This is a genomic window from Pseudomonas sp. S2_A02, from assembly GCF_054668495.1.
Genome location: NZ_CP162776.1, coordinates 4,576,938 through 4,601,904, shown reverse-complemented (window position 1 = coordinate 4,601,904; position 24,967 = coordinate 4,576,938). Strand labels below are relative to the sequence as shown.

Here is a 24,967-nt window from a genome sequence, read left to right as displayed (position 1 = left end):
GAAGGCCTGTTTGCAATTGCGTAAGGCAGGTGCTGCCCAGGAAGTTCAGGGTGCGCGATTGTACGCAAGCTGCCGGGGCGATGCAAGAGGCTGTCCATCGTGCCTTGACACCTGCCGACGTGGGTCCTAGCATGCCGCGCAACCCTTCTGGAGCAACTGTCGCTGATGCAACCCCAAGCTTTCTACCGCGCGGTGGCGGACGATTTTAGCGCCGTCGACGGCATCATCAAGAAACAGCTGACTTCCCGAGTGCCGCTGGTATCGAAAATCGGCGACTACATTACCTCGGCTGGCGGTAAACGCCTGCGCCCGTTGCTCGTGCTGCTGTGCGGCAAGGCACTCGGCCGCGAAGGCGACGACCTGCGCCTGCTGGCCGCGACCATCGAGTTCCTGCACACCGCCACCCTGCTCCACGACGACGTCGTCGACATGTCCGGCATGCGCCGTGGCCGCTCGACCGCCAACGCCATGTGGGGCAACGCGCCGAGCGTGCTGGTGGGCGACTTCCTGTATTCGCGTTCTTTCGAAATGATGGTCGAACTGGGCTCCATGCCGGTGATGAAAATCCTTTCGCAAGCCACGCGCATCATCGCTGAAGGCGAAGTGTTGCAGTTGTCGAAGGTCCGCGACGCCAGCACCACCGAAGAAACCTACATGGAAGTCATCCGCGGTAAAACCGCGATGCTCTTCGAAGCCTCGACCCACAGTGCCGCCGCTCTGGCCGGTGCCTCGCCAGAACAGAGCGAAGCACTGCGCACCTTCGGCGATCACCTGGGAGTGGCGTTCCAATTGGTCGACGACCTGCTGGATTACCGTGGCGACGCCGAGACCCTGGGCAAGAACGTCGGTGACGATCTGGCCGAAGGCAAACCGACTCTACCGCTGATCTACACCATGCGCGAAGGCACTCCGGAGCAGGCCGCACTGGTTCGTCAGGCGATCCAGAAAGGTGGCATCGAAGACCTGGAAAGCATTCGCGAAGCCGTTGAAGCCTCCGGCTCGCTGGACTACACCGCGCAACTGGCCCGCGACTACGTGGCCCGTGCGATCAAGTGCCTCGACGCCCTGCCCGCCAGCGAATACCGCGATGCATTGGTGGAATTGAGCGAGTTTGCGGTCGCCCGTACGCATTAAAAACGCTGCAACACCTTGTGGGAGCGAGCAGGCTCGCTCCCACAGGTTTATCAGCGTCTCGCCCTTCTCCATCTAAAACCCTATATAATGTGCGCTTTTTAGCCACCCTGAATCCAAGGAGCTTTAGTGAGCACGTTGCCAGCCTGCCCAAAATGCAATTCCGAATACACCTATGAAGACGGCGCACAGCTGATTTGCCCGGAGTGCGCCCACGAGTGGTCCGCCAGTGGCGAAGCCGAAGTGGCCTCCGATGACACCGTGAAAAAGGATTCGGTCGGCAATGTCCTGCAGGACGGCGATACCATTACCGTGATCAAAGACCTCAAGGTCAAAGGCACGTCGCTGGTGGTCAAGGTCGGCACCAAGGTCAAGAACATCCGCCTATGCGATGGCGACCATGACATCGACTGCAAGATCGATGGCATCGGCCCGATGAAACTCAAATCCGAGTTCGTCAGAAAAGTCTGAATCTGCTGTATTCCATCCCGCGCCTGGCGTGGGATGGTGCTTCGCCCCTCCCCGCATCACCCAGCATTCCCGCGCAGTAGCCAAACGCCAGTCGTTTTGATGCTCAGCAATTTCCCCACAGAAAAAAACACAAACCGCCAATAGGCCCTTGCTATTTGATGAATAAGAATTATTCTCATTGAAACCCATCAATGGAGATGAGACTCATGACTTATTTGATCGATGCCTGGCTGGACCGCCCACACCCTTACCTCAGAATCCTGCATCGAGAAACGGGGGAAGTCTGTGCAGTGCTTGAAGAAGAAGCCTTGAACGAGCTACAGGATCAGGGTGATCTGGACGTCAACGGCCTGAGTTCCAGCGAGCCGGTGGTGCTTAAGGAACTGGTACGCAATCTGTTTCTGTTCTGCTATGCCCGGGCGTTGCGCCCGACGAATGAGCTGCATCACAAGATCGAACTATGAAAATGCAATATGTCGGAGCGAGCCCTGTGGGAGCGGGCTTGCTCGCGAAGAAGCCATAACATTCAACATCATCGCTGAATGACACACCGTCTTCGCGAGCAAGCCCGCTCCCACATTTACCGGGCCAGCCCCAACACCGCGGGATTACAGAACGTCGAGCAGTTCGACGTCGAATACCAGAACGCTGTGCGGCGGAATGCTGCCAACGCCTTGAGCGCCGTAAGCCAGTTCGCTCGGCACGTACAGACGCCATTTGCTGCCGGCGTTCATCAGTTGCAGGGCTTCGGTCCAGCCAGCTATAACGCCGCCAACCGGGAATTCTGCAGGCTGACCACGATCGTAGGAGCTGTCGAACACAGTGCCGTCGATCAGGGTGCCGTGGTAGTGAGTGCGCACTTGATCTTCACGGGTTGGCTTGGCGCCTTCACCTTGAGTCAGCACTTCGAATTGCAGGCCGGAAGCCAGAGTGGTGATGCCTTCGCGCTTGGCGTTTTCAGCCAGGAAAGCCAGGCCTTCGCCAGCAGCGGCTTCAGCCTTGGCTGCGGCTTCGGCTTGCATGATTTCGCGGATCACCTTGAAGCTGGCGGACATTTCTTCCTGGCCCACACGGCTTGGCTTGCCGGCGAACGCGTCGGTCAGGCCAGCCAGGATTGCGTCCAGGCTAACGCCCGGTGGCGGGTTGTCACGCAGTTGGTCGCCCAACTGACGGCCAATGCCGTAGCTGACGCGGGTTTCGTCGGTGGACAGATTTACTTCGGACATGACACTGCTCCGCTGTGCGGACGGCCCTGGAACTTGCCGTGCGTACACAGCGCATCCCGGAGCGCCCGGAATCAAAAGGGCGAGCAGACTAGCACAGATGCCGTCACGTTTGAGCTGCGTCAGCGCTGTCACACAGAACGGAAGGTGATCGGTATTTTCAAGCCTTCCTCGGTGCTGGCACCGCACATTTCGTCATGAACCGAGGCATGCGTAATATTGAACGACAATTTTGGAAAGGCATGGAGCATGTCACGCGCATGTTCGACTGAGCGCAGATGCACTATCTCGCCATGAGTATCGCGTAATGGATACGCCGAGCCATGCATCCGCGCCTCCAGCACGTAGATCACGCCGTCTACCGAGATCAGGTTCATTTCATCGATCTTTCCGGCGATGGCATACGCATTCAATTCTTGCAGAGTCATGCGCGCACCTCATGCAGTGGCGAGCCAGGATCTCTACATGGAATGCCTCGACGGACCAAAGTACAAGCCGCAAACGACACCGCCCGTCTGTTTTGGCAACTCTGTGGGAGCGTGGCTTGCCCGCGATGGCATCACCTCGGTCTGACGATAAACCGCAGTGATGCCATCGCGGGCAAGCCACGCTCCCACAAGGATCAGTCGATCAGTGCTTGGTCAGCTTGTCCAGATAGCCCATGGCAAACGCCGACACCACGAACGTCATGTGAATGACCACGTACCACTTCAAATGCTCGGGATCGACGTTCTTGGCATCCATGAAAATCCGCAGCAGGTGGATGGACGAAATCGCCACGATGGACGCCGCGACCTTCATCTTCAATGAAGACGAATCCATGGTGCCCAGCCAGTTGAGCTTTTCCTTGCTGTCGTCGATATCCAGCTGAGAAACGAAGTTCTCGTAGCCGGAGATCATCACCATCACCAGCAAGCCGCCCACCAGCGCCATGTCGATCAGCGACAGCAGGACCAAAATCAGATCCGACTCCGCCATCGAGAACACGTTAGGGATGACGTGGAAGACTTCCTGGAAGAATTTCAGTGCCAATGCCAGCAAGCCCAGGGACAAACCGAAATAGATCGGCGCCAGTAACCAGCGGGAGGCGTACATTGCATTTTCGATAAAGCGTTCCATTGAATCTCACACAAGGGGCTGGAAATGGCGGCGAGTATAACAGCCACCTGTTACACCCAGAAACCGTCGGAAAATCCGCAACCTGCGTGTGTGTGACAAAGTTTTTCTGCTAGTGTCCAGATCATTGAACGGTCAGCGACGTCGGACAGGAAAACTGGAAATGGATGTGCGATTGCGTTTAACGAGTGCCGGACTTTGCCTCGCGTTGTTGCTCGGTGGTTGTTCACCCAGCGATGAGAAACGCCAGGCCAGCCTCGAAGAAAAGACCGCGCAATTCGAACAGTCCCTGGAGGCGATCAAGGATCCAAAACTCAAGGACGCCGTGGCCGAGCTCGGCGGCTCACTACTGTTGCTCGAGCGCGCGCAACTCAAGCTCGACAGCAAACCAGCGGTTACCGAATACGGTGAAGATGCTATCGCCGTGCTCAAGCACTACCCCACGCCCCAAGCGCTGGTCGACACCTACATCAACGGTCTGTTCGTGCTGCACAAGGAGTCCAGCTCGGATTACCTGACCGATTTGCAGCCGGTATTCCCCTTCAACTTCAACATTCCGGGCGCATTCCTTTTTCCTCATGGCCTGGAATGGCAATCGGTGACCCTGAGCAACAAGCGCGTCATCGCGTTCCAGCCGGAATGGTCGGAAACCGATCCCGGCATTCAGTTGAGCCCATCGAGCTCCAACCTGACCAACCCCGATGATTTGACGGTGACTTACCCCTTCATCGAAGGCCTGGATGTGGATAAGAAGAGCCAGCCACAACCGGTGAGCCTGCAAGGCAAGGTAGAAGTCATCGCCCCACGCCGGCTCTACAGTTTCGACCTGACGAAAAAGGATGTCGGCCAGACTCGCACTAACGACAATCTCAGTGTCACCTTATTGAAACTGGGCAATAACTACGCCGAAATCGAATTCAGTAACAGCGCGCCGTTGGCCCCCGAGATACGTGACATATCACTCAACCCATTGATCGTTCAGGCCAGGGATGCCACCGGGCAATTCCTCTCTCGCGCAGGCGCGATCAACGAATCCGCTGCGCAAATTGCGTTTTATCAAAAACAACTGACGCAGATGCAACAGCAGAAGGCCTGGAGCGAAGCGTTCGAAAAGCAGCTCGATGACGAGCAGCGTGCGTTTGAAAAGCAACAAACCCGGCATTACTCCAAGGTCTATTTCAACGGGCCCATCGATACCCTCGAAGTCAGCTTGCTGGACTTCTCGGCGGTCACGGTGACCCACAAGAACCTGAACCTGCCGATACGCCGCTTCGACCCGCACACCACGGAAAAAGCCATCCAGCCACTGACCTTGCCGGTGGTGGTGTATGACGACCAGGCCGCGACCTGGCTCAAAGGCGCAACGCTGGGCGAGGAACAACTGAAAAAAAGCATTAGCATCAGTCAGTCGGTGGATGACCCGAGTGCCGCGCGCATCGAATTCGACCACCCCAGAAGCTTCAATGACGAACTGCTCGGCACCTCTTTCAATCCTGGCGAAAGCCCGGTGACGTTCTTTACCCAAGACCGCAATGGCCAGCGTGATGGGCCGATCGAGCTGCCGCCGGAGGCGTATCAGGTCGATCCCATACGCGGCGCCATCACCTATGATCTGAACCTGTTTCCGGAAAATCCGGCCTACGCCGTGGGCTCCATGCCGCAGTACCTGGCGACTGTCGATCGGCAAACGTACGACGCCCGTCAATTGCCCAAAGGCCTTGAGCTCAAAGGGAATGCGTTGGTGGTGGATTTGAAGCTGTTTCCAGCCCAGGACTGGCGTTTTTTCGCCAAGGACGACAGCGGCAATTATCTGAAGGAGATTCTTTCGGTCAGTCACGACGCGAGCGCGCAAGGCCCGGCGTTATTTGCAGTGCATTACTTCTATGGCCAGCCCACACGTCTGGAAACTTATCAGCGAACCAACCTCACCACTGTGCAGTATGGGTTCGAGGTCAAACTCGACAAGGCTGAGCCAGGCAACCTTGATCAATAGTCTGTTCAGTGCTCGGGACGAAATTCGGGACCGCTAAGGTTGCGATAACGGCCGCCATTGATCTCTCGCAACTGGGCTTGCAGATGCAGACACCAGATTTGCGGGTCGTCGGCCAGCTCGTAGCCATGCAAGGTCAGACTTTCAACAATCGTGTCGAGTATCGATTCAGCCACGACAGGCCCACGGAACGGGCCTTGGGCCTTGATGGCAGAAGGCTGCTCGCCAGCCATTCCGGCGGCGAAGAGCAAGGTCCACATGCCCGTATCTCCCGCCAGCGGGCGGATGGCGCATTCGATACGGGTCACAAGACCCAGGCATTGACGGGTGAGGCAGAGGTTGCGCGACATGGCGGCGACCCTCGGTAGATCCGGTATTCAGCCTCCACGGGAAGGCTGTCTCGATCCAGTGATTACTGTCGATATCCTTGAGCAGATAATAGAAGAAAAGTCTGGTTCGCACGCGAACCAAGACCAGAAGGTGCCGAGTGGTCACCGTGTGAATATTGACGCCATTTTGACGGCGCTTTTGTGCATCGAACACAAAACCCTGTGGGAGCGAGCCTGCTCGCGATTGCGGACTTTCAGCCACCCAAGTGGTGAAATGTCGGTCCCTCATCGCGAGCAGGCTCGCTCCCACAGTGGAGAGGTGTGAGCTCAGCTCAGATGTGCGTCAGGCCGGTTTGATTTCCAGCATGGCTTCCTGCGCCAACTCTTTTTCGGCTTCCTTGAGGTCTTCCTCGCTGATCATTTCCGCGATCACACGCAAGCGTTCCACTACCCGCGCATTGATGCTGCCCTCAGGGAACTCGCCGTTCTCATTCGGCGCACCGGCCGGCTCGCCTACCAACAGGCTCAGGGCCTCGTCGGCCTGGCGCACTGCGTAGACATGGAACTGCCCCGCCCGCACCGCCGCCAGTACCTTCTCGTCGAGCATTAGCGTGGCGACGTTGGCCTGAGGAATGATCGCCCCTTGCTCCCCCGTCAGACCACGGGCCTCACAGAGTCGGAAGAAACCTTCGATCTTCTCGTTGACCCCACCCACCGCCTGCACTTCACCGAACTGGTTGATCGAACCGGTAATCGCAAAGCACTGCTTGAGCGGGGTTTTCGACAAGGCCGAAATCAGCGTGCACGCTTCGCCAAGAGACGCACTGTCGCCGTCGACATAACCGTAGGACTGCTCCAGGGCGATGCTCGCGGAAATCGCCAGCGGGAATTCCTGGGCATAACGGCTGCCTAGATACCCAGTGAGGATCATCACGCCTTTGGAGTGGATCGGCTGGCCGAGGTTGACCTCGCGCTCGATGTCGACGATGCCGCTGCCGCCCGGATAAACCGTGGCGGAAATTCGCGCCGGAACGCCGAAAGCCGAATCGCCGACTTCCAGTACCGTCAGTCCATTGCACTTGCCGACAGCCGCACCATCGGTGTCGATCAGAATGATCCCGGCCAGCATGTCATCGAGAATCCGCGCCGAAACACGCCCGGTACGGGTCGCCTTGGCCTTGAGCGCACGCTCGATATGCCCGGCGTCGGTCATATCGTCACCCGCCAGGTCGCGAATGAAATCCGCCTCGCTGACCAGTTGGAACAAATCGCCGATCCGCGCCGACAATCGCCCCTGGTGTTCTGCCAGACGCGCGCTGTAAGTCGCCAGACGCGCCACCGCATCGGCGGTCAGCGGCGCCATGCCTTCCTCGGACGTACGGGTTTTGAGCAACTGGGCGAACTGCTCCAGACTCTCGTCGACCATCGGGATGTCTTCGTCGAAATCCACCAGGACACGGAACATCTCCTGGAAGTCTGGATCGAGGTCTTGCAGCGTGTAATAGAGCTGCCGGGCGCCGATGATGACGACTTTGACCTGCAACGGGATGTGTTGCGGTGTCAGCGTCACGGTGGCCAGTCGACCCAACTCACCCAGAGGCGATTCCATTTTCAGCTTGCGCGATTGCAGGGCGCGTTTGAGCGCATCCCAGACAAAAGGCTCACTGAGCATTTTTTCCGCTTCGAGGATCAGGAAACCGCCATTGGCCCGGTGCAGCGCACCCGGTCGCAGCTGCCTATAGGTGGTGTAAAGCGCGCCCTGATCGGTGCTGTATTCGATGCGCCCGAACAGGTTGTCGTAGGTCGGATGCGGCTCGAACACCACTGGCGCGCCGCCGCTGAACGGATGACCGACCACCAGGCTCGGGGCGTATTGCTCTTCGAGCAATTTGCGGGCGATGGCGTCGGTCTTGCTGTCGTCCACCAGTTGCTCGACCACCGTCTTGAGCAGGTACACCTGCATCGCTTGCAGGTAGCCGCAAACGCCTGCGTTTTCCGCGTACTTTTCCGACAGCGGAGCGAGCAATGGCTGCAAGGCCAGGGTGATGGTCTCTTCGTTGAGCTGACGCAGTTGATTGCTCGACTCGCGCTTCCATTGCGGCAGGCTGGCGAGTTCTTCGTTCAGCCGCTCTTCCAGCCCGGAAATATCGTCATGAAAGCGTTCGCGCTCGGCTTCCGGCAACTGGGCGAATTCCGCCTCATCCAGTGCCTTGCCTTCGCTCATCGGGGTGAAGGCGATGTTGCTGCTGTCGCGGTAGAGCGCGACCTCTTTCTCCAGCGCCAGGCGCTCGATCACATCCAGTGCACGGTCATAACGCTGGTTGAAAGCGCGGTCGATGGCGCTTTTCTTCTGCTGATAGGACGGGTGCTCGAACACGGCCGGAAAGGTCGCCAGCAGGTTGTCGATCAAGCCGTTGATATCACCGATGAAGGCACCGGCGGTGCCCGACGGCAACTCCAACGCACGAGGCTCGCGCGGTTCATCGAAATTATTGACGTAGACCCAGTCCGCCGGGGTCTGCAGGCGTTTGCCTTCGGCCTTGAGGTAGCGTTTGACGAACGAAAACCGGCCGGTGCCGGGCTCACCCATGACAAATACGTTGTAACCGGGGCGTGGCATGGCCACACCGAACTGCAAGGCTTCGACCGCGCGTTCCTGGCCAAGCACACCGCGGAAGGGCTCCAGATCATTGGTGGTAGAGAAGCTGAACTGTTCAGCGGAAAACGGACGGGTCAGCGCTTCAGGCGCTAGACGCAAGCTGGCAGCAACAGGATCAGGCATCGGGCTTCCTTACATCAGGCGGGGCAGATAGCGGCATTCTGGCGCTGCCCGTACCTCACTGGCAAGGCGCGCGCTTAGACAAAGCGCCAACCCCGGGCCGAGCAGCTCAAAATCAATGTATTCAACGAATGTTTCGCAAAAAGTAACGGAACCCCCGGAACGTGCCTAAACTCCAAACTGCGCGGCTGGAACGAATAACCGGCCCACTGGCACCCTTAGGGTCGGTACGACAACGCAAGCAGTTTACGTACAGAGCCTGGGCCAGCACCCTGTCCATTGGAATGCACACAAAGAGAACATAGCTATGAAACGGATTCTTCTCGGTACTCTCTTCACCGCTGTATCCATCAACGCCATGGCACAGGCGCCAGGCGGTCCGGACTGCGGTTGGGGCAACATGCTGTTCGAAGGTCAGCGTGGCACCCCGGCACACTTCCTGGCATCCACCACCAACGGCACTTCCGGTAACGCAACGTTCGGTATGACCTCCGGTACCAACGGTTGCTCGACCAATGCGTCGCTGACCTATGGCGGCAAATCCTGGATCGCCATGAATGGCATGATGAATGAGCTATCCGAAGACATGGCTAAAGGTCAGGGCGAAGCGCTGACCACTTACGCCGTGGTACTGGGCGTGGCGCCGGAAGACCGTGCGCACTTCGCCGCTGTGACTCATCAGCACTTCCAGCAGATCTTCAGCAAAGCTGACGTGACCGCTGATGACGTGCATACCAACACCCTGGCCGTGCTGAAAAGCGACCCTCGTCTGGCCAAGTACGCTACTCAAGCTTAAGCTCGACCGGCCCGCTCTCTTTGGGGAGCGGGTTTTATTTTTTGAACCTGGCCCTTTTGGCCTGCCCCTTCGGGTCTTTGTTTCTTTCGGCTTAAGTTGCTCACTATGCTCAAACGCCTTGCCTGGCTGGCGCTCTGTGTCTGCGCCCCGCTGTCCGCCGCGCCACACATCGACAATCAACGTTTGCAGCAACTGGCCAACGACCCCTTCTGGATTTCCCTGGGGCATTACGAAACTGCCAAGCTCGGTGGCTGGCGCAGCTATGTCAGCGACAAGAAATTCTTTCTCGCCCCCGATGGTAACGAACACCCCGACCGCGAACTGGCGGCGACCGTGCAGGCACTGTATGCCCCGGCCAGTGTCGGCGAGCAGCATGCCCAATGCGTCTATCCGGCCCGCACCCGCTGGCTCAAGGCACAACTTGAACTGAGTGATCTGCCGACGCCGGACTGTGCCGAGTTCAAGCAATGGTTCAAGGATGTTTCGCCCCACAGCGCGGTGATGATTTTCCCGGCGGCTTACCTGAACAGCCCATCGTCGATGTTTGGCCACACCTTGCTGCGCATCGATCAGGCCAATGTGCAGAGCGACAAGACGTCGCTGCTCAGTTACGCGATCAACTTCGGCGCCTACATCGAAGGTTCGGACAACAGCATTCTGTACGCCTGGAAAGGCTTGATGGGCGGCTATCCAGGGTTGTTTGCGCTGGTGCCGTATCAGGAAAAACTCTCGGAATACCGCAGCCTCGAGAACCGCGACCTGTGGGAGTACCGCCTGAACCTGACCCAGCAGGAAACCGAGCGCATGGTCGAGCACGTCTGGGAACTCAAGCAGATCCAGTTCGACTACTTCTTCTTCGACGAAAACTGCTCCTACCGCCTGCTTGAACTGCTTCAAGTAGCGCGGCCGAGCCTGCATTTGACCGAGCAATTCCCGTTGACCGCTATCCCCACCGACACGGTCAAAGCGGTGAAAGAAGCCGGGCTGGTGGAATCGATCGAGTATCGCCCGTCCCGTGAGCGCGAACTGCTAAGCCGTGCCGAGCCATTAACCTTTGAAGAGCAGGAGTGGGTGCTGAAAGTCAGCGCGGATCAGAAGCAATTGCAGACCCCGGCGTTCAAGGCTCAGCCTCGCGACCGTCAGGCGTTGATCATCGATGCGGCTTATCGTCTGGAGCGTTATCGCGCCAATGGTCAGGAGCGTGACCCGCAACGAGCTCAACGCAGTTTCGAATTGCTGCGCGCAATCAATCAAAACCCGCCCCCGGAGCTGGAAATCCCACAACCTGGCTTACCCGAGGACGGTCACGAGTCCCGCACTTGGCAGGCCGGCATCGGCACCCGGGGCGACAAGGTCTTCGGCGAATATGGCCTGCGCATGGCCTATCACGACCTCAATGACAACATGGAAAGCTTCCCCCTCGGCGCGCAAATCGAAATCCTGCAGATGAAGCTGCGCCAATACGAAGGCAATGACTGGCAGTTGCAGCAACTGGACCTGGCGACCATCCGCTCGCTGACGCCTCGCAATGAATTGTTGCAGCCGCTGTCATGGCAAGTCACCGGCGGCCTGGAGCGCGTACCGGGCAAGCATGACGACGAAACCCTGGTCAGCCATGTCAATGGCGGTGGCGGCGGGACCTGGCAACTGGGTGAGGACATGCTCGGTTTCGCCTTGGGCACCGTGCGTGTGGAGCATAACAACGACTTCGCAGGCTTCATCGCTCCGGCGGCGGGCTTCAACAGCGGCCTGCTGTGGAAAAACCCGCTGGGCAACTTCAGCCTGGAAGCCAAGGGCGATTACTTCACCAATGGTGAGGTGCGCCGGAGTGTGAGCCTGAATCAGCAATGGGAACTGTCGCGCAATCTGGGTGTGCGCCTGAGTGCTCAACGCGAATTCAGCCACCTGGCTTCGCCCGAAAACGAAGTGATGCTTGAGGTGAAGTGGTATCACTATTGATCTGTCTCCTGTGGGAGCAAGCCTGCTCGCGATGAGGCCATCCCACTCAACATCCATGCTGACTGTTCCACCGCCATCGCGAGCAGGCTCGCTCCCACAAGGGATCTGCGCTACCCGACCGATTAATCACAAGCCTTTCACATACACCCGACAAATCCGCTTCTAGACTTCCCTTATAGGCCGTTGAACGGCCCAGGAGTCCGAGATGTGGCGTTGCGTGGGTGTGTTGGTTTTTTTGGTAGTGATCACGGGGTGCCAGTCGACCCACGAGGATCTGATCGCCAAGGGCTATCCGCCGGCGTTCGCTGATGGCTTCGATGACGGTTGCAGCAGTGGCCGGCAAGCCGCCGGGGCGATCACCGGCGAGTTTCGTAAAAATGTCCCGCGTTACCTCAAGGACAAGCAATACGCCGAAGGCTGGACCGATGGCTTCCGTCAGTGCCAGGCCATGCGTGAAAACGAGGATCGTAACGAGTACAAGGACCGCCATTGGGACGAGCGCGAACGGGCCTGGCAACAAGAGAAAGACAGGGACGCCGCGCGAGCCTATCGCTCGCAATAAGTCGTTTACAGACATTCGTCGAAACTTAAAGCCTGCGACCATGGCCCAAACCCTATAACGGGAGAACAGCATGAGTCGCGCCTTCGTCAATGAAGATAACGCCGCCGCGCAAGCCGATCAGCCAGTCGAACGGCAGGTCAGCGCGCAACCCAATTACGTCACGCCAGTGGGCCTGGCGCAGCTTCAGGTGAAAGTCGCCGAACTGCAAAAACTGCTTGATGACGAAAGCGCCAAAGGCGAACTGGCCGACAAGCAGCGCCAGGCCGACCTCGATCGTGACTGGCGCTACTTCAAGCAGCGCCTGCAAAGCGCCCAAGTGGTAGCACAGGCCTCCTCGGCCGATAAAGTGCAGATCGGCAACTGGGTGACCTTTGTCGATGAACACAATCATCAGCAGCGTGTGCAATTGGTCGGAGAAGACCAGGCGGATGCCGCTCATGGCTTGATCAATTGGAGCTCGCCGCTGGGGCGGGCGTTGCTCGGGGCGCAGGTGGGCGATGAAGTGTTATGGAAGCGGCCGGCGGGGGATTTGGTGATTGAGGTTCTTACGATAGAGATTGAGTGATATCGAAGCCGCCATCGCGAGCAGGCTCGCTCACACAAGGATTCTCAAGCGCTCTCAAAATCCGAGCCTGAAACAGATCCCTGTGGGAGCGGGCTTGCCCGCGATAGCCGCGCCTCGGTCTTACTGAACGCCCATAAAAAAACGGAGCCCCGAAGGCTCCGTTTTTCATGCAACCAACCCGAAATCAGGCCAGTTTCTTGTGCCGTACGCGGTGCGGCTGGGAAGCCGCTTCGCCGAGGCGTTTCTTGCGATCGGCTTCGTACTCGGTGTAGTTGCCTTCGAAGAACACCGCTTGCGAGTCGTCTTCGTACGCCAGGATGTGAGTCGCGACGCGGTCAAGGAACCACCGATCGTGAGAGATCACAATGGCGGCGCCCGGGAAGTCCAGCAGGGCTTCTTCCAGGGAACGCAGGGTTTCAACGTCGAGGTCGTTGGACGGTTCGTCGAGCAGCAGGACGTTGCCGCCCTCTTTCAGGGTCAGGGCCAAGTGCAAGCGACCACGCTCACCACCGGACAGGTCCTTGACGAACTTCTGCTGATCGCCGCCCTTGAAGTTGAAGCGACCAACGTAGGTGCGCGACGGGATTTCGTAGTTGCCGATGCGAATCTGATCGGAACCATCGGAGATCTGCTGGAACACAGTCTTGCTGCCGTCCAGGTCTTCACGGCTCTGATCGACGCACGCCAGTTGCACGGTTTCGCCGACTTCGATGGAGCCCGAATCCGGCGTTTCCTTGCCCATCAGCATACGGAACAGGGTCGATTTACCGGCACCGTTACCGCCGATCACGCCGACAATGGCGCCTTTAGGCATGGAGAACGACAGGTTGTCGATCAGCACGCGATCGCCGTAGCCCTTGCTGACGTTTTTGAACTCGATGACTTTGTCGCCCAGGCGCGGACCGGCCGGGATGTAGATCTCGTTGGTTTCGCTGCGTTTCTGGAATTCCTGCGATTGCATTTCTTCGAAGCGTTGCAGACGAGCCTTGGATTTGGACTGGCGGGCCTTGGCGCCTTTGCGCACCCACTCCAGTTCTTCCTTCATGGCTTTTTCATGAGCCGACTGCTGCTTGGATTCGGCCGCCAGACGATCGGACTTGGCTTCAAGCCAACCCGAATAGTTGCCCTCGTACGGGATACCGGCGCCGCGGTCGAGCTCGAGGATCCAGCCGGCGACGTTGTCCAGGAAGTAACGGTCGTGCGTGATCGCAACCACGGTGCCAGGGAAATCGTGCAGGAAGTGCTCCAGCCAGGCGACGGAATCGGCGTCCAGGTGGTTGGTTGGTTCGTCGAGCAGCAACATGTCTGGTGCGGACAGCAGCAGGCGGCACAGGGCCACACGACGCTTTTCACCACCGGACAGGAATTCGACCTTGGCATCCCACGCTGGCAGACGCAGCGCATCGGCGGCGACTTCCAGTTGGCGATCCAGGTTGTGACCGTCGCTGGCTTGCAGGATGGATTCAAGCTTGGCCTGTTCAGCGGCCAGTTTGTCGAAGTCTGCATCCGGTTCAGCGTAGGCCGCGTAAACCTCGTCCAGGCGCGCCTGAGCGTCCTTGATCACGCTGACCGCTTCCTCGACCACTTCACGAACGGTTTTGGTCGGGTCCAGGATCGGTTCTTGCGGCAGGTAGCCAATGTTCAGGTCCGGCATCGGACGGGCTTCACCGTCGAACTCGGTATCGACGCCAGCCATGATTTTCAGCAGCGTGGACTTACCCGAACCGTTGAGACCGAGTACGCCGATTTTGGCGCCAGGGAAGAACGACAGCGAAATGTTTTTCAGGATTTCCCGCTTCGGCGGAACAACTTTGCCCAGCCGATGCATGGTGAAGACGTATTGAGCCATGGAGAACCTTGGGTCAGTGACTGATGAATGATTGGAGCACAGGCGATGCCCGGCCAGGCCATGCGCGTCGTTCGTTTGATGGGTATCAAGGCGTGCGCGCTGAAAAAACCTTTCTAGGAGCTGGAACGCTCCCGCGTAACCGGCAAAGCTACCTTATTGATAGAAGGCAGTCCAGCCGAGTGGGGCTGGCACTTCGCCAGAACTCAAGGCATGCTAGCCGCCCTTTGGGCCTCCGGCTTATAGTGCACGTCGCGCCAGTCCAGCCAAACCGCAGGATTACAGTTTGTCCAATGTCTCTCCGCCATCGTCCGTGAGCGCACTCAATCCTGCGACCGGCTCGCCCCTGCGCGGAACCTTGAAGGGCGCGCTGGCGGCCCTCGTGCTGTTGCTGCTCGCACTGCTGTTCTGGCAACTGCTGGATCAGCTTGGCGAAACCCAGAAAAACCAGCGCCAATACACCATCGACTATTCCGCCGATCTGGCTGCGCAAGTCAGCCTCAACATGGCACTCAATGCCCAGATCGCCCTTAATCTGCTACCGATCATCGAACAACCGCAAAGCCCCGACGAACAGCAGAGATTGCTGCACAAGCTGCAACAATCGCTGCCCGACCTGCGCAGTCTGGCGCTGCTCAGTGCCACCGGAAAAATCCTCAGCGACAGTGCCACCGACAGCCTTGACGCCAATTACCTGAGCGAACTGGTTCAGCGCAGCCACGCCCAGGCCCACTATTTCAGCAATGCCGACGACGGTTCGGCGGTGTACCTGCTCCTGCATCAGGCCAGCGGCAGTACCCACGGCTATTGGGTCCTGCGCCTGACACCAACGTTTTTCTCCTCACTGACCAAACAGGGCGACGTCGGCATTCGCCCCCAATGGCTGGTGGAACACCGCATCAATCATCAGATCATCAGCCGCGATGACGCCCAGCCTTCGGCCAAACCGGCCGTGCTGACATCTGATGAGCTGGCCAACAGCGTCCTGACAATCCCTTTGAGCAGCAGCGATTGGCAACTGCGCGGGATGTTCGACCGGCAACGGGTGATCGAACAACTGCTGCCGACGTTCATTGGCAAATGCCTGCTGGGTCTGGCCCTCTCCTTGTTGCCATTCATCGCGCTGGTGAACATTCGTCGCCGTCAACGCCAATTGCATGAGGGCCGTCGACGCTATCAGGACATTTTCGAAGGCACCGGCGTTGCGCTGTGCGTGCTCGATCTGTCCGGGCTCAAAAGTGCCTTCGACAAGGCTCAACTCAACAGCAGTGAACAATTGAAGGCCTGGCTCGAAACACCGGAGCAACGCCAGCAACTGCTGCAGGAACTGCGCATTACCGAGGTCAACCAAGTCGCCTTGCAACTGCTCAACGTCAATTCCTGTGACCAAGCCTGGAAACTGCTGATTGACGGCTGCCCATTGGACTGCACAGCCATCGGCAATCAAGTGCTCGAAGCAGTGCTCCACCAGCAGAAACAGCTTGAGCTGGAAATCAAGCTTCAGGACGCCAATGGCCGCGACCAGCATTTTTGGCTGGTGCTGCGCCTGCCGGAAGATCAGACCGACTATAAAGCGGTGATTTTGAGCATCAGTGACATCACCAGCCGCAAGCTTGTCGAGCTGTCGCTGCTGGAGCGTGAAGGGTTCTGGTCCGACGTGGTGCGCACCGTGCCGGATCATCTGTATGTGCAGGATGTGGTCAGCCAGCGGATGATCTTCAGCAACCATCACCTGGGGCAAACACTGGGTTACAACCGCACCGAACTGCACCAGATGGGCGAGTATTTCTGGGAAATCCTTCTGCATCCCGAAGACGCCGATCACTACCACCGCTCGCGCCAGTCCCAGCGTCACGCGGGTTACAGCCAATTGCTGCAATGCCAGCTGCGTTTTCGCCATCGCGATGGCAAATGGCGGCGTTTCGATATTCGCGAACAGGCTCTGGCGCGGGACAAGCACGATCAAGTCACCCGCATCATCGGCGTGGCCAAGGACATCACCGACCAGATCGAAGCCAGCGAGTCCCTGCGCGACAGCGAGCAGCGCTACCGCATGCTCGCCGAAAGCATCAGCGATGTGATTTTCTCCACCGACAGCAAGATGTCGCTCAATTACGTCAGCCCCTCGGTGCAGGCCGTACTGGGCTTCGACGTCGACTGGATATTCCAGAACGGCTGGCAATCGACCATCGCCAACCCGCAACAACTGACCGGCATCTATAGCCTGATGGACCGGGTCAGCAAAGCGCTGGATAAACCCGAACAACTGGCGCTGCTGCGCAGTCAGGTGCAAACCCAGCTGTTTCTCTTCGACTGCCTGCGGGCCGACGGGCGCAAGATTCCCATCGAGTTGCGTCTGGTGCTGGTCTGGGACGAACACGGCGCCTTTGAAGGCGTGCTCGGGGTTGGTCGCGACATCAGCCAGCAACGCCGGGCCGAGAAAGACTTGCGCATGGCGGCCACGGTATTCGAGCACTCGACCTCGGCGATTCTGATCACTGACCCGGCGGGCTACATCGTCCAGGCCAACGAGGCTTTCAGTCGCGTCAGCGGCTATGCGGTGTCCCAGGTCCTCGACCAGTTACCGAACATGCTCACTGTCGATGAGCAGCAGGAAGCCCATCTGCGCTATGTGCTCAAGCAATTGCATCAGCACAGCACCTGGGAAGGCGAAGTCTGGCTCAAACGACGCAGTGGCGAGCATTACCCGGCCTGGGTCGGGATTACCGCGGTGCTCGACGATGAAGGCGATCTGGCCAGCTACGTATGTTTCTTCAGCGATATCAGCGAGCGCAAGGCCAGTGAGCAACGGATTCACCGTCTCGCCTATTACGACGCCCTGACCCACCTGCCCAACCGCACGCTGTTCCAGGATCGCCTGCACACCGCGCTGCAATCGGCTGAGCGGCAGAAGTCCTGGGTAGTGCTGATGTTCCTCGACCTGGACCGTTTCAAGCCGATCAACGACTCCCTGGGCCACGCCGCCGGCGACCGTATGCTCAAGGAAATGGCCACGCGCCTGCTCGGTTGCGTCGACGATGACGACACCGTGGCGCGCATGGGCGGCGATGAGTTCACGTTGCTGCTGCAACCGCGGGCCAACCGGGTGATCGCGCTGAACCGGGCGATTCATGTGGCCGAACAGATCCTCGCCAGCCTGGTGAAACCGTTCGTGCTGGAAGGCCGCGAGTTCTTTGTCACTGCCAGTATCGGCATCGCCCTGAGCCCTCAGGACGGCAGCGAGCTCAGTCAGCTGATGAAGAACGCCGACACCGCGATGTACCACGCCAAGGAACGCGGCAAGAACAACTTCCAGTTCTATCAGGCCGACATGAACGCCAGTGCCCTGGAGCGTCTGGAGCTGGAAAGCGACTTGCGTCATGCCCTGGAACAAAACGAATTCGTGCTGTACTACCAGCCGCAATTCAGCGGCGACGGCAAACGCCTGACCGGTGCCGAAGCCCTGCTGCGCTGGCGCCACCCACGACGCGGCCTGGTGCCGCCGGGGGATTTCATTCCAGTGCTCGAGGAGCTCGGGTTGGTGGTCGATGTCGGCGACTGGGTCATCAGCGAAGCCTGCCGTCAGCTCAAGACCTGGCATCAGGCCAAGGTGCGAGTGCCGAAGGTTTCGGTGAACATTTCGGCCCGGCAGTTCTCCGACGGGCAACTGGGCACACGGATCGCCAACATTCTCAAGGAAACCGGCCTGCCGCCGGCATGCCTGGAGCTGGAACTGACCGAAAGTATCCTGATGCGCGAAGTCAGCGAGGCGATGCAGATCCTCGCCGGGTTGAAGAACCTCGGCCTGAGCATCGCGGTCGACGATTTCGGCACCGGTTATTCATCGCTCAACTACCTCAAGCAATTCCCGATCGACGTGCTGAAAATCGACCGCACCTTCGTCGATGGCCTGCCCTCGGGTGAACAGGATGCGCAAATTGCCCGGGCGATCATCGCCATGGCCCACAGCCTCAATCTGGCGGTGATCGCCGAAGGCGTGGAAACCCACGAGCAGCTCGACTTCCTGCGTGAGCATGGTTGCGATGAGGTTCAGGGGTATCTGTTCGGTCGTCCGATGCCGGCGAGTCGGTTTGAGGCGCAGTTCAGCAATGATGCGCTCTTCATGTTTGACTGAAGTCTTGCAGAGAAGCTGATCGTCTCATCGCGAGCAGGCTCGCTCCCACAGGGTTTTGGGGTGTACACAAAATTTGTAAGCACCGAAAATCCACTGTGGGAGCGAGCCTGCTCGCGATGGGGCCAGCACGATCACCGCTGATCCCCGCATGAACACCACTTGTCTGCGACATGATGTCCTTTCATATGCCATCTAAAACCCGTTGGGTTAGAATGCCTCCCTTTTCTGCCCCGATCCTTGAGGACCGCCATGTTCAGCCGTGATTTGACTATTGCCAAGTACGACGCCGACCTTTTTGCCGCCATGGAGCAAGAAGCTCAGCGCCAGGAAGAACACATCGAGCTGATCGCTTCGGAAAACTACACCAGCCCTGCGGTGATGGAAGCTCAAGGCTCGGTACTGACCAACAAGTACGCCGAAGGCTACCCGGGCAAGCGCTACTACGGTGGTTGCGAGTTCGTCGACGTGGTTGAGCAACTGGCCATCGACCGCGCCAAAGAACTGTTCGGCGCCGATTACGCCAACGTTCAGCCACACGCCGGTTCGCAAGCCAACAGCGCCGTTTACCTGGCCCTGCTGCAAGCGGGCGACACCATCCTGGGCATGAGCCTGGCGCACGGCGGTCACCTGACCCACGGTGCCAGCGTTTCGTCCTCCGGCAAGTTGTACAACGCTGTTCAGTACGGCATCGACGCCAACGGCCTGATCGACTACGACGAAGTCGAGCGTCTGGCGGTTGAGCACAAGCCAAAAATGATCGTGGCCGGTTTCTCTGCTTATTCGCAGATCCTCGACTTCCCGCGCTTTCGCGCTATTGCTGACAAAGTCGGCGCCTATCTTTTTGTTGATATGGCTCACGTTGCGGGGCTGGTCGCCGCCGGCGTCTACCCGAACCCGGTTCCATTCGCTGACGTCGTGACCACCACCACGCACAAGACCCTGCGCGGTCCACGTGGCGGCCTGATCCTGGCTCGCGCCAACGCCGACATCGAGAAGAAGCTGAACTCCGCGGTATTCCCGGGCGCCCAAGGCGGCCCACTGGAGCACGTGATCGCTGCCAAGGCGATCTGCTTCAAGGAAGCGCTGCAGCCTGAGTTCAAGACCTACCAGCAACAAGTGGTGAAAAACGCCCAGGCCATGGCCGGCGTGTTCATCGAGCGCGGTTTCGACGTGGTGTCGGGCGGTACTCAGAACCACCTGTTCCTGCTGTCGCTGATCAAGCAGGAAATCTCCGGTAAAGACGCCGACGCCGCACTGGGCAAAGCGTTCATCACCGTGAACAAGAACTCGGTACCGAACGATCCACGCTCCCCGTTCGTCACCTCCGGCCTGCGCTTCGGCACTCCGGCAGTGACCACTCGCGGCTTCAAGGAAGCAGAGTGCAAAGAACTGGCCGGCTGGATCTGCGACATCCTGGCGGACCTGAACAACGAAGCGGTGATCGACGCCGTTCGTGAGAAGGTCAAGGCCATCTGCAAGAAACTGCCTGTATACGGCGCTTAATTGCCCCGCTAAACCGCAGCAATGAAAAAACCGGCCAGTGATGGCCGGTTTTTTTTCGTCCGCAATTTTTTTCAAAACGCGAAAAGGCTCAAGGTCGGGGCATTGCGCCAAACTGGTAAGACCGGTCATGCCAATTACTCAAAATTTTCTTGCGATCACTCAAAAACAGCGCCTAGACTGCGCCTGCACTGGACATACCGGTAAGACCACAATAATTAAGTCCTGAATCTGATGCGCATCGCGCACGGCAGCCAGGACACCGACCAGGATTCCTCCCATGCTCAGATGGTGCTCGCGCTCAATCTTCCTCCAAGTGGTTCTCGGACTGGTGCTCGGCATCGTCTGCGGGCTGACCCTTCCCGAATACTCCGCCCAGCTCAAACCTCTCGGCGACGGTTTCATCAAACTGATCAAGATGCTCATTGGCTTGATTGTGTTCTGCGTAGTGGTCAGCGGCATCAGCGGTGCCGGCGACTTGAAGAAGGTCGGACGCATCGGCCTGAAATCGGTGATCTACTTCGAAGTGCTGACCACCATCGCCTTGGTGATCGGCCTGGTATTCGCCTTCACGACCGGCATCGGCAGCGGCGCGAACATTCACCTGGACCAGCTCTCCGCCGCCGACATGGGCGACATCGCCCAACGCGGTCAGCACATGGCTACCACCACGCAGTTCCTGATGAACCTGATCCCGACTTCGGTGATCGGCGCCTTCGCGGAAAACAACATTCTGCAAGTCCTGCTGTTTTCGGTGCTGTTCGGCAGTGCGCTGAATCTGGTGGGCGAAGCGGCGTCGGGTATTTCCCGGTTGATCAATGAGCTGAGCCACGTGATCTTCCGCATCATGGGCATGATCGTGCGCCTGGCGCCGATCGGCGTGTTCGGCGCCATCGCTTTCACCACCAGTAAATATGGCCTGGATTCGCTGCAGCACTTGGGCAGCCTAGTCGGCCTGTTTTACCTGACCTGCACGGCATTCGTGGCGCTGATTCTCGGCCTGGTGATGCGCCTTTCGGGCCTGAAGATGTGGCCTCTGCTCAAGTACCTGCGCGAAGAACTGCTGATTGTCATGGGCACCGCCTCTTCCGACGCCGTGCTGCCACAAATCATGCGCAAGCTTGAACATCTGGGCATTGGTAGCTCCACGGTCGGGCTGGTGATTCCGACCGGGTACTCGTTCAACCTTGATGGTTTTTCGATCTACCTGACCCTGGCTATTGTGTTCATCGCCAATGCCACCGGTACGCCGCTGGCCATGACTGACCTGCTGACGATTCTGCTGGTGTCGCTGATCACCTCCAAAGGTGCCCACGGGATTCCCGGCTCGGCACTGGTGATTCTCGCGGCAACACTGACGGCGATCCCGGCAATTCCGGTGGTCGGCCTGGTGCTTGTATTGGCAGTGGACTGGTTCATGGGGATCGGCCGGGCGCTGACCAACCTGATCGGCAACTGCGTCGCCACCGTGGCCATCGCCCGCTGGGAAAAAGACATCGATATCCAACGGGCAAACAAAGTGCTGTCCGGCCAGCAGGGTTATACCTTCCAGCCGAGAAAATCGGTTGCCCCGGCGCATCAACAGGAATTCTGAATAATCGCCGTGCCTGCCCGAGGGCAGGCACGGTCATCAATCGTTATGGATGCTCATGGAGCGAACCGTGATTACCTCTTCAACCGTCGTAAATTCAGTGGTAGAAAAACTTCGGGCCGCGCTGGCCCGCGGTCAGTGGCGCTCCGGCGAAATGCTGCCGGGCCAGCGTGAACTGGCCGAACAACTGGGCATCAGCCGTCCAAGCCTGCGCGAAGCGGTCATCGTGCTGGAAACCCTCGGTTTGGTACGCTCAATGCCCGGCAAAGGCGTCGTCGTACTGGACGCGCAACTCAACGACAGCCAAAGCCACGACAGCGCGGTAGCCGGGGCCAGCCTGGAAGACGTGCTGCAACTGCGCTACACCCTCGAACCGTTCATCGTCGGCCTGGTGGCGCAGTCCATCAGCAGCAAGGAAGTGGGGCAACTGCGTCTGACCCTGATGGACATGCGCGAAGCCCTTGAGGCCAACGACAGCGAGGCTGGCGTGAACGCCTACATCGCATTCCACGAGGAGCTGTTCGCCCTGACCTCGAACCCGATTTTCCAGAGCGTGGTGCAGCAAACCAGCAATGCCCTCAAGCAAAGCGCCGACGTGCTGCGTAATTCGCCGGAGCATCTGGCTGAAAGACTTGAAGAAAACGAAGCCGTGGTGCGTGCCATCCGCAGCAAGAACAGCGCCCAGGCCAGCGCCGAGATGCGCCGGCACATCCTTCGCGAAGGCCAGCGGATGGGCATCGAATTGAACATCCCGGACGACCACCTCGGCAGTTGACCCCCCTCTTCGAACTGGAGACAGGCCATGAACAGCTTCGCCTCACCACAGACATTCACTGCCCTGCCCTTCTCCCGAACGGACACCGGGAAACCGCCAGCGGATGATCTCTATTCACGGATCTTCGAGGCCATTCTCGAACAGCGCATCCATGCAGCCAGTCGTTTTACTGAAGACAGCCTGGCGCAGATGTTCAGCGCTCGACGCAGTGACATTCGTAGCGTACTGACGCAGTTGTCTCATCAGCAGATCATTATCCTTCGCACCAATCATCGTCCCCGAGTCGCCGCACCCAATGTCGAGCAGACTCGGCAGATGCTGCATGCCCGACGATTGACTGAAATCACGCTGGTTCGACTGGCCTGCCAGCAACCTCGCCCACAGGACCTGAAACGCCTGCGCGCCTTGATCGACAGCAAACGCCAATGCACGGCGCGTGGTCCGGCCATTCGATTGTCAGGGGAATTTCATCTGCAACTGGCCGAAATGGCGGGGAACGCACCGTTGGCGCATTTTCTTGGCAGTCTGGTGCCGGTGACTTCGCTGGCCATTACGCAGTTTGATACGCAGGCGAAAGGTTATTGCGCCTGGCAGGAGCACGCGGAGATTGTCGATGCAGTGGAGCGTGGGGATGTTGTGATGGCCGAAATGTTGATGAACCGGCATCTGGATCATATTGAAGAAAGATTGCTGAACTCTGGATCATCGACCATTCGAAACTGTGCTGCCGGGTAGATCGCCTTCGCGAGCAAGCCCGCTCCCACATTTGATCCATGTTGCCCACTCTATCCGGGACGACACAAAGCCAATGTGGGAGCGGACTTGCTCGCGAAAGCGGCCTAAAACACGCTAAATATATCTGACCTTACTCGGCCGCGACCCGCGCGAACCCCTCGCGAATCTTCTCTTCCGGCAAATCATCGGCAATGAACACAATCACGCTTTCGCGCGTTTCATCGTCCGCCCATTCCGTATCCCAGTCGAATCCGTACAACTTCAAGACCCCCTGAAACACCATCCGCCGCGGCTCGCCAAGGATGTTCAAAACACCTTTGTAGCGCAGCAGTTGCTTGCCATGGTCTTCCAGCAGTTCGTTCATGAACTCGCTGAGTTTGTCGATATCCAGCGGCTTGTCGGTGCGCAATACCAGGCTGGAAATGCGATCGATGGAGGGCGCCTTGCTCACCGGACGCAAACTCACGCCACCACCGAGATCGGCATTGAGGTTGAAGCCGCGCACGTCGAGCAGTTCTGCCAGATCAATCTTGCCGTGATCAACCACGCGAATCGGCGCGCGACGGTTGATGCGGGTCAGACGCTCGCTAAGGGCGGTGAAGGTCGGCTCGTCCACCAGATCGCGTTTGCTCACCAGCAAGCGGTCGGCAAAACCGATCTGCGCCTGGGCGATGGTCTGGGTCAGGTGATGTTCAGCATGTTTGGCGTCGACCAGAGTGATGATGCCGTCGAGGATGTAGCGCTCACGCAGCTCTTCGTCGATGAAGAAGGTTTGCGCTACTGGGGCCGGATCGGCCAGACCGGTGCATTCGATGACCAGACGATCGAAGGCGATTTCGCCACTGTCCAGGCGTTCGAGCAGCAGGTACAGCGCCTTGGTCAAATCGGTGTGGATGGTGCAGCAGACGCAGCCGTTGGACAGCGTCATCACTTGCACCGGCTCCTCGCCCAACAGTTGGGTGTCGATACCGGCGTCACTGAATTCGTTTTCGATCACGGCGATTTTAAGGCCGTGCTTGGCTTTGAGCAGATGGCGCAGCAATGTGGTCTTGCCGGCGCCTAGAAAGCCGCTGAGGATCGTGACAGGGATGGGAGAGGACAAAGACAAGTCTCCTGTTTTCAAAAAAATTAAAGGAACACGAAACAAATGTGGGAGCGGGCTTGCCCGCGATAGCGATTTACCATTCAACATCAATGTTGACTGATAGTCCGCCATCGCGGGCAAGCCCGCTCCCACAGGGATTGCATCAACTTCTCTGTCGGGTCAACAGCACTTCGGCCCACCCTTGCCACCGTAACGGGCTTCCTGACGCTCGCGAAAGAACATCTCGTAACTCATCACCGGTTTGTCCGGGTGTTTGGTTTGCATGTGCTCGACGTAGTTGTCGTAGTCGGGCATGCCGACCATCAGGCGCGCGGCCTGACCGAGGTATTTACCGAGGCGACTCAGGTCATTGAACATGG

General features: G+C 58.6%; 21 protein-coding genes. 13 read left to right on the top strand and 8 right to left on the bottom strand.

Features of this window, described 5'->3' with window-relative positions; genetic code table 11:
• The first annotated feature begins 165 nt into the window (after positions 1–165).
• The 3 genes from AB4O41_RS21050 (at position 166) to AB4O41_RS21040 (ending at position 2,066) form a co-directional block, all read left to right on the top strand.
• Positions 166–1,134, top strand: coding sequence for a polyprenyl synthetase family protein (locus tag AB4O41_RS21050; protein WP_030129461.1), 969 nt, complete (start codon positions 166–168; stop codon positions 1,132–1,134).
• A 126-nt stretch (positions 1,135–1,260) separates the two neighbouring features.
• Positions 1,261–1,602, top strand: coding sequence for a zinc ribbon domain-containing protein YjdM (locus AB4O41_RS21045; RefSeq protein ID WP_460144538.1), 342 nt, complete (start codon positions 1,261–1,263; stop codon positions 1,600–1,602).
• Between the two features lie 206 nt (positions 1,603–1,808).
• Entirely contained in the window at positions 1,809–2,066 is a 258-nt protein-coding gene (locus AB4O41_RS21040; RefSeq protein WP_030129462.1) for a PA4570 family protein, read from the top strand.
• A gap of 144 nt (positions 2,067–2,210) precedes the next feature.
• On the opposite strand, the gene AB4O41_RS21035 is transcribed toward AB4O41_RS21040, so the two are convergent.
• The 3 genes from AB4O41_RS21035 to AB4O41_RS21025 all read right to left on the bottom strand — a co-directional run bounded on the left by AB4O41_RS21035 (position 2,211) and on the right by AB4O41_RS21025 (position 3,944).
• Positions 2,211–2,828 (bottom strand): FKBP-type peptidyl-prolyl cis-trans isomerase, encoded by a 618-nt coding sequence (locus AB4O41_RS21035; protein WP_007901858.1) that lies wholly within the window; start codon positions 2,826–2,828, stop codon positions 2,211–2,213.
• A gap of 128 nt (positions 2,829–2,956) precedes the next feature.
• Positions 2,957–3,253 carry a DUF6482 family protein gene (locus AB4O41_RS21030; RefSeq protein ID WP_460144536.1) on the bottom strand — a complete coding sequence of 99 codons (297 nt, stop codon included), beginning with the start codon at positions 3,251–3,253 and terminating at the stop codon, positions 2,957–2,959.
• 202 nt (positions 3,254–3,455) lie between these two features.
• Positions 3,456–3,944 (bottom strand): TIGR00645 family protein, encoded by a 489-nt coding sequence (locus tag AB4O41_RS21025; RefSeq protein ID WP_007901849.1) that lies wholly within the window; start codon positions 3,942–3,944, stop codon positions 3,456–3,458.
• Positions 3,945–4,104: 160 nt separating this feature from the next.
• Here AB4O41_RS21025 and AB4O41_RS21020 point away from each other — a divergent pair, with 160 nt between their 5' ends.
• Entirely contained in the window at positions 4,105–5,934 is a 1,830-nt protein-coding gene (locus tag AB4O41_RS21020; RefSeq protein WP_460144534.1) for a hypothetical protein, read from the top strand.
• A gap of 5 nt (positions 5,935–5,939) precedes the next feature.
• Here the strand turns inward: AB4O41_RS21020 and AB4O41_RS21015 are convergent, their stop codons facing one another.
• Positions 5,940–6,281, bottom strand: coding sequence for a PA4575 family protein (locus AB4O41_RS21015; RefSeq protein WP_007901845.1), 342 nt, complete (start codon positions 6,279–6,281; stop codon positions 5,940–5,942).
• A gap of 322 nt (positions 6,282–6,603) precedes the next feature.
• Positions 6,604–9,042 carry a Lon protease family protein gene (locus tag AB4O41_RS21010; RefSeq protein WP_460144532.1) on the bottom strand — a complete coding sequence of 813 codons (2,439 nt, stop codon included), beginning with the start codon at positions 9,040–9,042 and terminating at the stop codon, positions 6,604–6,606.
• Between the two features lie 304 nt (positions 9,043–9,346).
• Here AB4O41_RS21010 and AB4O41_RS21005 point away from each other — a divergent pair, with 304 nt between their 5' ends.
• The 4 genes from AB4O41_RS21005 to AB4O41_RS20990 all read left to right on the top strand — a co-directional run bounded on the left by AB4O41_RS21005 (position 9,347) and on the right by AB4O41_RS20990 (position 12,921).
• Positions 9,347–9,835: a DUF3015 domain-containing protein gene (locus AB4O41_RS21005; RefSeq protein WP_007901840.1), complete on the top strand. Its 489-nt coding sequence runs from the start codon at positions 9,347–9,349 to the stop codon at positions 9,833–9,835.
• Positions 9,836–9,940: 105 nt separating this feature from the next.
• Positions 9,941–11,794: an Lnb N-terminal periplasmic domain-containing protein gene (locus AB4O41_RS21000; protein ID WP_460144530.1), complete on the top strand. Its 1,854-nt coding sequence runs from the start codon at positions 9,941–9,943 to the stop codon at positions 11,792–11,794.
• Positions 11,795–11,999: 205 nt separating this feature from the next.
• Entirely contained in the window at positions 12,000–12,356 is a 357-nt protein-coding gene (locus tag AB4O41_RS20995) for a hypothetical protein (protein WP_460144528.1), read from the top strand.
• A 70-nt stretch (positions 12,357–12,426) separates the two neighbouring features.
• On the top strand, positions 12,427–12,921 hold the full coding sequence (locus tag AB4O41_RS20990) for a GreA/GreB family elongation factor (protein WP_460144527.1): 495 nt from the start codon (positions 12,427–12,429) through the stop codon (positions 12,919–12,921).
• A 184-nt stretch (positions 12,922–13,105) separates the two neighbouring features.
• Here AB4O41_RS20990 and ettA read toward each other — a convergent pair whose 3' ends face one another.
• On the bottom strand, positions 13,106–14,770 hold the full coding sequence (gene ettA, locus AB4O41_RS20985; protein WP_123721386.1) for an energy-dependent translational throttle protein EttA: 1,665 nt from the start codon (positions 14,768–14,770) through the stop codon (positions 13,106–13,108).
• A gap of 283 nt (positions 14,771–15,053) precedes the next feature.
• Between ettA and AB4O41_RS20980 the strand changes: the two genes are divergently transcribed.
• The 5 genes from AB4O41_RS20980 to AB4O41_RS20960 all read left to right on the top strand — a co-directional run bounded on the left by AB4O41_RS20980 (position 15,054) and on the right by AB4O41_RS20960 (position 23,503).
• Positions 15,054–18,902, top strand: coding sequence for a sensor domain-containing protein (locus tag AB4O41_RS20980; protein ID WP_460144525.1), 3,849 nt, complete (start codon positions 15,054–15,056; stop codon positions 18,900–18,902).
• 249 nt (positions 18,903–19,151) lie between these two features.
• Positions 19,152–20,405, top strand: coding sequence for a serine hydroxymethyltransferase (glyA, locus tag AB4O41_RS20975; RefSeq protein ID WP_460144523.1), 1,254 nt, complete (start codon positions 19,152–19,154; stop codon positions 20,403–20,405).
• 277 nt (positions 20,406–20,682) lie between these two features.
• Positions 20,683–21,996 (top strand): C4-dicarboxylate transporter DctA, encoded by a 1,314-nt coding sequence (locus tag AB4O41_RS20970; RefSeq protein WP_460144522.1) that lies wholly within the window; start codon positions 20,683–20,685, stop codon positions 21,994–21,996.
• Positions 21,997–22,063: 67 nt separating this feature from the next.
• Positions 22,064–22,768, top strand: coding sequence for a FadR/GntR family transcriptional regulator (locus AB4O41_RS20965; RefSeq protein WP_460144520.1), 705 nt, complete (start codon positions 22,064–22,066; stop codon positions 22,766–22,768).
• A gap of 27 nt (positions 22,769–22,795) precedes the next feature.
• Positions 22,796–23,503, top strand: a complete 708-nt coding sequence (locus AB4O41_RS20960; protein WP_460144518.1) for a GntR family transcriptional regulator — start codon at positions 22,796–22,798, stop codon at positions 23,501–23,503.
• 130 nt (positions 23,504–23,633) lie between these two features.
• On the opposite strand, the gene yjiA is transcribed toward AB4O41_RS20960, so the two are convergent.
• A complete protein-coding gene (yjiA, locus tag AB4O41_RS20955) occupies positions 23,634–24,605 on the bottom strand; it encodes a GTPase (RefSeq protein ID WP_460144517.1) in 972 nt (323 codons plus the stop codon).
• A 162-nt stretch (positions 24,606–24,767) separates the two neighbouring features.
• Entirely contained in the window at positions 24,768–24,965 is a 198-nt protein-coding gene (locus AB4O41_RS20950; protein ID WP_007895266.1) for a YbdD/YjiX family protein, read from the bottom strand.
• Between the last annotated feature and the right edge of the window lie 2 nt (positions 24,966–24,967).

Excerpts from the sequence above, each read along its gene's own strand:
- AB4O41_RS21005 (WP_007901840.1), top strand. The coding sequence starts at position 9,347 with ATGAAACGGATTCTTCTCGGTACTCTCTTCACCGCTGTATCCATCAAC.
- AB4O41_RS21025 (WP_007901849.1), bottom strand. The coding sequence starts at position 3,944 with ATGGAACGCTTTATCGAAAATGCAATGTACGCCTCCCGCTGGTTACTG.
- AB4O41_RS20950 (WP_007895266.1), bottom strand. The coding sequence starts at position 24,965 with ATGTTCAATGACCTGAGTCGCCTCGGTAAATACCTCGGTCAGGCCGCG.
- AB4O41_RS21050 (WP_030129461.1), top strand. The coding sequence starts at position 166 with ATGCAACCCCAAGCTTTCTACCGCGCGGTGGCGGACGATTTTAGCGCC.
- AB4O41_RS21015 (WP_007901845.1), bottom strand. The coding sequence starts at position 6,281 with ATGTCGCGCAACCTCTGCCTCACCCGTCAATGCCTGGGTCTTGTGACC.
- AB4O41_RS20960 (WP_460144518.1), top strand. The coding sequence starts at position 22,796 with ATGAACAGCTTCGCCTCACCACAGACATTCACTGCCCTGCCCTTCTCC.
- AB4O41_RS21020 (WP_460144534.1), top strand. The coding sequence starts at position 4,105 with ATGGATGTGCGATTGCGTTTAACGAGTGCCGGACTTTGCCTCGCGTTG.
- AB4O41_RS21010 (WP_460144532.1), bottom strand. The coding sequence starts at position 9,042 with ATGCCTGATCCTGTTGCTGCCAGCTTGCGTCTAGCGCCTGAAGCGCTG.
- AB4O41_RS21030 (WP_460144536.1), bottom strand. The coding sequence starts at position 3,253 with ATGACTCTGCAAGAATTGAATGCGTATGCCATCGCCGGAAAGATCGAT.
- glyA (WP_460144523.1), top strand. The coding sequence starts at position 19,152 with ATGTTCAGCCGTGATTTGACTATTGCCAAGTACGACGCCGACCTTTTT.
- AB4O41_RS20990 (WP_460144527.1), top strand. The coding sequence starts at position 12,427 with ATGAGTCGCGCCTTCGTCAATGAAGATAACGCCGCCGCGCAAGCCGAT.
- AB4O41_RS21035 (WP_007901858.1), bottom strand. The coding sequence starts at position 2,828 with ATGTCCGAAGTAAATCTGTCCACCGACGAAACCCGCGTCAGCTACGGC.
- AB4O41_RS21000 (WP_460144530.1), top strand. The coding sequence starts at position 9,941 with ATGCTCAAACGCCTTGCCTGGCTGGCGCTCTGTGTCTGCGCCCCGCTG.
- AB4O41_RS21040 (WP_030129462.1), top strand. The coding sequence starts at position 1,809 with ATGACTTATTTGATCGATGCCTGGCTGGACCGCCCACACCCTTACCTC.
- AB4O41_RS20970 (WP_460144522.1), top strand. The coding sequence starts at position 20,683 with ATGCTCAGATGGTGCTCGCGCTCAATCTTCCTCCAAGTGGTTCTCGGA.
- ettA (WP_123721386.1), bottom strand. The coding sequence starts at position 14,770 with ATGGCTCAATACGTCTTCACCATGCATCGGCTGGGCAAAGTTGTTCCG.
- AB4O41_RS20995 (WP_460144528.1), top strand. The coding sequence starts at position 12,000 with ATGTGGCGTTGCGTGGGTGTGTTGGTTTTTTTGGTAGTGATCACGGGG.